This is a genomic window from Rothia sp. HMSC064F07 (assembly GCF_001837265.1).
GTDB lineage: Bacteria > Actinomycetota > Actinomycetes > Actinomycetales > Micrococcaceae > Rothia > Rothia mucilaginosa.
In genome coordinates this window covers 195,882-202,750 of record NZ_KV831921.1, presented here as the reverse complement: position 1 = coordinate 202,750, position 6,869 = coordinate 195,882, and the positions used below count along the sequence as shown (strand labels likewise).

General features: G+C 62.0%; 5 protein-coding genes. 1 reads left to right on the top strand and 4 read right to left on the bottom strand.

The window, feature by feature from the left end:
- Positions 1-70: 70 nt before the first annotated feature.
- From dnaG to HMPREF2712_RS01475, 4 genes are all read right to left on the bottom strand, one after another.
- Positions 71-2,179: a DNA primase gene (gene dnaG, locus HMPREF2712_RS01490; protein WP_070819082.1), complete on the bottom strand. Its 2,109-nt coding sequence runs from the start codon at positions 2,177-2,179 to the stop codon at positions 71-73.
- A gap of 137 nt (positions 2,180-2,316) precedes the next feature.
- Positions 2,317-3,483 (bottom strand): tRNA dihydrouridine synthase DusB, encoded by a 1,167-nt coding sequence (dusB, locus tag HMPREF2712_RS01485; RefSeq protein ID WP_049341672.1) that lies wholly within the window; start codon positions 3,481-3,483, stop codon positions 2,317-2,319.
- A 191-nt stretch (positions 3,484-3,674) separates the two neighbouring features.
- The gene (locus HMPREF2712_RS01480) at positions 3,675-4,652 is read right to left on the bottom strand and encodes a GNAT family N-acetyltransferase (RefSeq protein WP_070819081.1); all 978 of its coding nucleotides are present in this window, start codon (positions 4,650-4,652) and stop codon (positions 3,675-3,677) included.
- 128 nt (positions 4,653-4,780) lie between these two features.
- Complete coding sequence (locus HMPREF2712_RS01475) at positions 4,781-6,160, bottom strand: glycine--tRNA ligase (protein ID WP_005507052.1); 1,380 nt, start codon at positions 6,158-6,160, stop codon at positions 4,781-4,783.
- A gap of 232 nt (positions 6,161-6,392) precedes the next feature.
- On the opposite strand from HMPREF2712_RS01475, the gene HMPREF2712_RS01470 reads away from it, so the two are divergent.
- Entirely contained in the window at positions 6,393-6,608 is a 216-nt protein-coding gene (locus HMPREF2712_RS01470) for an RNA-binding S4 domain-containing protein (RefSeq protein ID WP_005508828.1), read from the top strand.
- The last annotated feature ends 261 nt before the right edge of the window (positions 6,609-6,869 follow it).

The window sequence follows — 6,869 nt, the reverse complement described above, 5'->3', positions numbered from 1 at the left end:
CCCCCCCCCCGGCTGTCTGCGGAACGTAAAACGTTGAGCAGACAGCCGGGGCTCTCACAAGGAACCGCACCTAGCCGCGCTGTGCGGCGAGCTGTCGGCGGCGCATCTCCAATTCGAGGAGCTGACGCTGTACCGCTTCGAATTCTTCGTCGTCGGGGTTGGCGCTGAGCTGTTCCAGGCGCATCATCAGGTCAGATTTTTGGCGGGCAATCTGCTGCTCAAACAGAGCATTGAGCGCACCGGTGACGAAACCGGGCAGACGCTCGGCGCTACTGACCGGTAGCGGTGAGACGGCGAGCTCCGCGATGGCGGGGTGCACGCCTTCCACAGCGCCGGAGCGCACGCAGTTAATCCATTCGATGCCGGGGGTGGGCGCCATGACGGTTGCGGCATGGATAATACCGGCGGCCACCTCGCGGTGGGTGCGGTAGCGGAACTGCACGGTGGCGAGGTTACGCCACTGTTCCACGCTGATGAGCTCGGGGTGCTGCAGGGCAATCTCGAGCGCCGCCTTTTCGAGGCGGGCGACCGGGTCGCGCGGGTCGGGGGTGAGGAACTCCTCGACGGCGGGGGCGGTCGCCTCCGGCTGGGGTGCGACGGGCTGAATGCTGCTCGGCGGGTGCGCGGCAGCGTTCTGCCCGGCGTAGGCGCTGGGTGCGGCGTGGTCTTCCGGTGGCGGTGCGTCGTAGGCGGGGTCATAGGGCGCGTCAGCATGAACTGCCCCCTGAGCGCCCGCGTAACCCTGAGCGCCCGCGTATCCCGGCGTGCCCGGCACGCCCTGCGGCCCCTCGTCCAGACGCTCGTAACGCGGCGCGGCTGCGGGAGCCTCCACCTGCTGGGTGCGAGAAAGCTTCGGGTGGTTCTGCGCGTACGCCACGGCGCGCTGAATCTCGTCGAGCTCCAGACCAAGCTGACCGGATACCTTACGCATGTAGGCGGGGCGCAGGTCGCGGTCCTTAATGCCGGCAATAATCGGGGCGATAGCGCGCATCGCCAGCACGCGGCCCTCCAGGGTCGCCAGGTCGTACTTGGCGAGGGTCGAATCAATCGCAAACTCGAACAGCGGGCGGCGCGAAGCAATCAGCGAGCGCACCGCGGCGTCCCCCTTGTGCAGGCGCAGATCGCAGGGGTCCATGCCGTTCTCGGCAACCGCCACGAAGGTCTGCGCGACGAAGCGCTGGTCCTCCTCGAAGGCAGCCATGGCGGCTTTCTGACCTGCGGCGTCGCCGTCGAAGGTGAAGATGATTTCGCCGCCGGAGCCGTCGTCGGTAATCATGCGGCGCACCATCTTGATGTGGCCGGGACCGAACGCGGTGCCGCAGGTGGCAACGGCGGTGGTGATGCCGGCGAGGTGTGCAGCCATGACGTCCGTGTAGCCTTCCACAATGACGACCTGCTTGGTCTTGGTCATATCGCGTTTTGCCAGGTCAATGCCGTAAAGTACCTGGGATTTCTTGTACAGCTGCGTCTCGGGGGTGTTCAGGTATTTGGGGCCCTGGTCGTCGTCGAAGAGGCGGCGGGCACCGAAACCGATGGTTTCACCAGCGATGGTGCGAATCGGCCAGATGATGCGGCCGCGGAAGCGGTCGTACAGGCCGCGGTTGCCCTCCGAGAACATGCCGGTAGCCTTCAGCTCCTCATCAGTGAAACCCTGAGAGCGAAGGTGCTTGAGCAGGTGGTCCCAGCCGCGCGGGGCGTAGCCGACACCGAACTTGCGGGTTGCGGCGGGGTCGAAACCGCGGGCGCCGAGGAAGCGCTGTGCTTCCTGCGCATCAGCGCTGTAGAGGTTGCGTTCGAAGAACTCGGCGGCAATCTTGTGCGCGTCGAGCAGGCGGCGGCGCATACCCGCCTCATAGCGGTCGCCGGGCTTACCGCCCTCATAGTGCAGGGTGTAGCCGATACGGGCGGCAAGACGCTCCACCGTCTCAACGAAACTGGTGTGCTCCATCGCCATGACGAAGGAGTACACGTCACCGGATTCACCGCAGCCAAAGCAGTGGTACGAGCCGACCTGCGGGCGCACATTGAAGGAGGGCGTGCGCTCGTCATGGAACGGGCACAGCCCCTTGAAGGTGCCTATACCGGCGCTTTTGAGGCTCACGTAGCCTTCAATGATTTCGCGGATATCGGTACGGGCGCGGACTTCGTCAATGTCTTCTTTGCGGATTAATCCAGCCATAAACTCAATTCTACGGTGGGGGTCAACAGGTAGCGCTTGTGAGCGTTGCAGGGGCGCCAAAGAGCGGCGCGAACAGGCCCGAAAAAGGATGCGCCGCGACGCGCAAACAGCACGCCGCGGCACACAAGTACAGGGGGTTAGCCGCCGGAAATGTCCAGCTCAGCCTCCACCAGACCCAGACGTTCAGCATCGCCGAGGATGCGCGAATCCAGCCAGCCGTCGGGCAGGTGCGGCTGCTTGGGGCTGCCGGCGCGCCCGCGCGAACCCTCCACAGCAGCACCCGGGTAACCAATCGAGTGGTCCAGCTGAGCAATCAACTCACGGAACGTCGCCAGGTCGGGCACCTGAGCCATCTTCGCGCGCAGCTCACCGCCAACTGGGTACCCCTTGAAGTACCACGCCACGTGCTTGCGGATTTCGCGCAGGCCTCGGGTCTCATCGCCGAAGGTTTCCACCAGCAGTTCTGCGTGGCGGTAAATCATGTCCGACACCTCGGTCAGGGTCGGGCGGATACGCTCCGACGAACCCTCAAACGCATTCTGCAGGTCGCCAAACAGCCACGGGCGACCCTGGCAGCCGCGACCAATCACCACGCCGTCCACGCCGGTCTGCTCGACCATGCGCACCGCATCCTCAGCGGAGAAAATATCGCCATTACCCAGGATCGGCACATCCGGAATCAGCTCGCGCAGCTGCGCAATCGAATCCCAGTCAGCCTTACCCGAATAATGCTGAGCCGCAGTACGACCGTGCAGGGCAATCGCCGCAACACCGGCATCACGCGCAATCTTGGCGGACTCCAAGAACGTAATGTGGTCATCGTCGATGCCCTTACGCATCTTAATGGTCAGCGGAATATCGTTGCGGGACGCCTCCTTCACCGCGGTCTGCACAATCGCAGTGAACAGGTCAGTCTTCCAGGGCAGAGCGGCACCGCCACCGCGGCGAGTCACCTTAGGAGCCGGGCAACCAAAGTTCAAGTCAATGTGGTCGGCACGGTCCTCTTCAACGACCATGCGCACAGCCTTACCGACGTTAACCGCGTCCACACCGTAAATCTGGATGGAGCGGATCTTCTCGTCCGGGTCATGCTCAATAATGCGCATGGACTCGGGCTTACGCTCCACCAGGGCGCGCGCAGTCACCATCTCGGTAACGTACAGGCCGCCGCCATATTCACTGCAGAGGCGGCGGAAAGCCTTATTGGTCACGCCGGCCATCGGGGCGAGAACCACGGGAGTATCAACGGTCAGTTTGCCCAGTTTCAGGGGCGGAAGGGTAAGACGGGGTGCTTCAGAATTCACCCCTATATTGTGGCATACGGGGGCAAATCGAGAACCGGACTCAGCTGAGGGGGTACAGGAGCACAGTGCAAGCTCAGCAACCGTGAGGAGGCGCAGGTACGCGAGAGGGGCAGTACGCGAAAGGGGCGGAGGAGCATTCCACTCCCCCGCCCCTTCAGCAAGAGTCAGCCAGCAGGCTGGGTACCGAGAACCTACTCGGTCACGTAAATGTAGGTCGGATCACCCTCCACCGAGGCAGTGCCGGCACGCAGCAGCACGTCGGTCACCTGAACCAGCGCCTCCATGGCGTCGTCAACCTCAACCAGCACCGGGTACTTAGCGCTCAGCAGGGACAGCACCTGCATAATCGCCTCCACGGCACCCTCATTATCAAAGTCATAACCCAGCAGCAGCTCGGTGGCGGTCTTCTCATCCACCAGCGCCGCCTCCGGGTCAGTTTCGAAGGGGTGGTAGCTCACCGCAAACGCAACAATCGGGCCCTTCTTACCCTCTGCGGCCGCCTCACGAATATGGTCACGAAGCACCACGGCGCCAAAGGCACGCACCTCATCCGAGAGGAAGTAGCGGTTCACCGTGCCCAGACCCACCTCAGCGGGAACATCCCACTCATGGGCGCGGCGGTAGAACTCCCAGAGCGCGGCGGTCAGCTCAACCGAACCGGTCGCCAAATCCTCAATCGCCTGAGTCTCGTTACCGTCAGCATCCTCACGCAAAGACACCGGAGGAATCGCACCCGGCTCCACACGCACCATGCGGGAACGCTGAATCAGCTTCATACCGGCCGCCTGCGCGAACTCCTCACCATCGCTAAACGGTGCAAGCTTCACGCGCAGAGCAGTGGTCTGACCGTGCGCCGCCGCAATCTCACGCAACGCATCCAGCAGGGCAGTACCAATACCCTGACGGCGGTGATCAGCTGCCACCTCAATGTAGGACCATAGACGCGTCGGATGCAGCATCGAAGCCACCACAGTACCCGCAGCCACCGGCACACCCGAAGCAGTCACCACCAGGGTGCGGCTAAACGGCGCATCCGTATCCGGGCCGAAAAGGCCACGCTGGCGCTCCTCAACCTCATTGCGGGCAGAGTTCCATATCTCAAGCAGGGCAAGGTCATCACCCTCCTGCCAAGGGCGAATCTCAAATTTTTCGCTGAGGCGTTCAGCCATATCCGTGCACCTTTCCTTCGCTCGCGTCAAACGTGCCAATCAGTCTAACCAGGGTAGCCCAAATACACGACGGCGGGTAGCCTCTTTCGCTCTAAGAGGCTACCCGCCGACCATGTTATGAATTATTTTTAGCCTGCCAGGCGTGCAGCCAGGTAAGACTTCACCTGATCCAGAGCCACACGCTCCTGGTTCATGGTGTCACGCTCGCGGATGGTCACAGCCTGATCCTCAAGAGTGTCAAAGTCCACGGTGATGCAGAACGGGGTACCAATCTCATCCTGGCGGCGGTAACGGCGGCCAATAGCGCCCGCCTCGTCGTAATCCACGTTCCACAGGCCACGCAGCTCATTCGCCAGCTTAGTTGCCGGCTCAGACAGCTCAGCCTTCTTCGACAGCGGCAGAACAGCAGCCTTCACCGGTGCCAGGCGCGGGTCAAGCTTCAGCACGACGCGCTTGTCCACGCCACCCTTAGTATTCGGTGCCTCATCCTCAACGTATGCGTCAACAAGGAACGCCATCATGGAGCGGGTCAGACCAAAGGACGGCTCAATCACGTACGGCACGTAACGCTCGCCGGTAGCCTGGTCGAAGTACTCAAGCTTCGCGTTGGAGTGCTCGTTGTGCACGCCCAGGTCGTAGTCGGTACGGTTCGCAACGCCCATCAGCTCGCCCCACTCGGAACCCTGGAAGCCGAAGCGGTACTCAACGTCAATAGTGCCAGCCGAGTAGTGTGCACGCTCCTCCTTAGGAACGTCGAAGCGGCGCATGTTATCCGGGTTAATACCCAGGTCAACGAACCAGTTCCAGCAGTCCTCAACCCACTCATTGAAGTACTTATCAGCGTCATCCGGGTGCACAAAGTACTCAATTTCCATCTGCTCGAACTCACGAGTACGGAAAATAAAGTTACCGGGAGTGATCTCGTTACGGAACGACTTACCAATCTGGCCAATACCGAACGGCGGGCGCTTACGAGAAGCAGTGACCACATTGTTGAAGTTCACGAAAATACCCTGAGCGGTCTCCGGGCGCAGGAAGTGCAGACCCTCCTCATTATCAACCGGGCCCAGGTAAGTCTTCATCAGACCGGAGAAGTTCTGCGGCTCAGTCCACTCACCGCGAGTACCACAGTTCGGGCAAGCAATCTCTTCCATGCCCTCAGCCGCGCGGCCCTTCTTCGCCTCAAAGTTCTCCAGCAGGTGATCCTGACGCAGACGCTTGTGACACGACAGGCACTCAACCAGCGGGTCGGTGAAGGTCGCCACGTGACCGGAAGCCTCCCACACCGCACGAGGCAGAATAACGGAGGAATCCAGGCCAACCATGTCCGCACGAGAGCGGACGAAACGCTGCCACCACTGCTGACGGATGTTTTCCTTCAGCTCTGCACCGAGGGGGCCGTAGTCCCATGCGGAGCGGGAACCGCCGTAAATTTCACCGGCCTGGAAAACAAAGCCGCGGCGCTTCGCGAGCGCAATAACGTTATCGAGGGTGGACTTTTCAGCCATAGTTACTCCTTCTGCCCCGCCACCGGCTGTGACGTGCGTGAGTTCGGGTTCATAAGGGACGCAACCCAGAACGGGGCGCCCGTATTCGCGCTCATCGGCGCAATATGCACACTTTTTGATGCAAGACACTAGGGTACCATCACCACCCCACCCCTGGGTATGCCTACCCGGCCCACCACTCCCCCATTTTTGCCGGACACCAGGATGCACCCGGCGGGATAAACTAGGAAGCATGGAAGAAATTTTTATTCGCGACGACATGATCCGCCTCGGCCAGTTCCTCAAGCTCGCCAACCTCGTAGAGGACGGCGCGCAGGCACGCGAGGTCATTCAGCACGGCCTGGTAAAGGTCAACGGCGACATTGAGGAAGCACGCGGCAAGCAGCTGCACCCCGGCGACACCGTCACCTTCAACGGCGTGACCGTGAAGGTTGCGCACGAGGACTAGTCCTCTCTCTGCTTGGTTAGGGCTACAGGCGAGGGGCAGTAACCGTCCTCGTTCCTCCCCTCACTAAGCAGGGGCGGGGCGCCGCATATTTCCTCCGCGCCTACGCAGGGGCACCCGTCACCCGGACGCTCCGCCATCTCCTCGCTGCGCTGCGGAGAGCGTCCGTGTGACACCCTGAGGGCGCATCCGGAAAACGCGGCCGCACCCGCACAGTACCCCAGCGAGGAAAGGCGGTATCGTCCGAAGTGACATCAGGGTGCC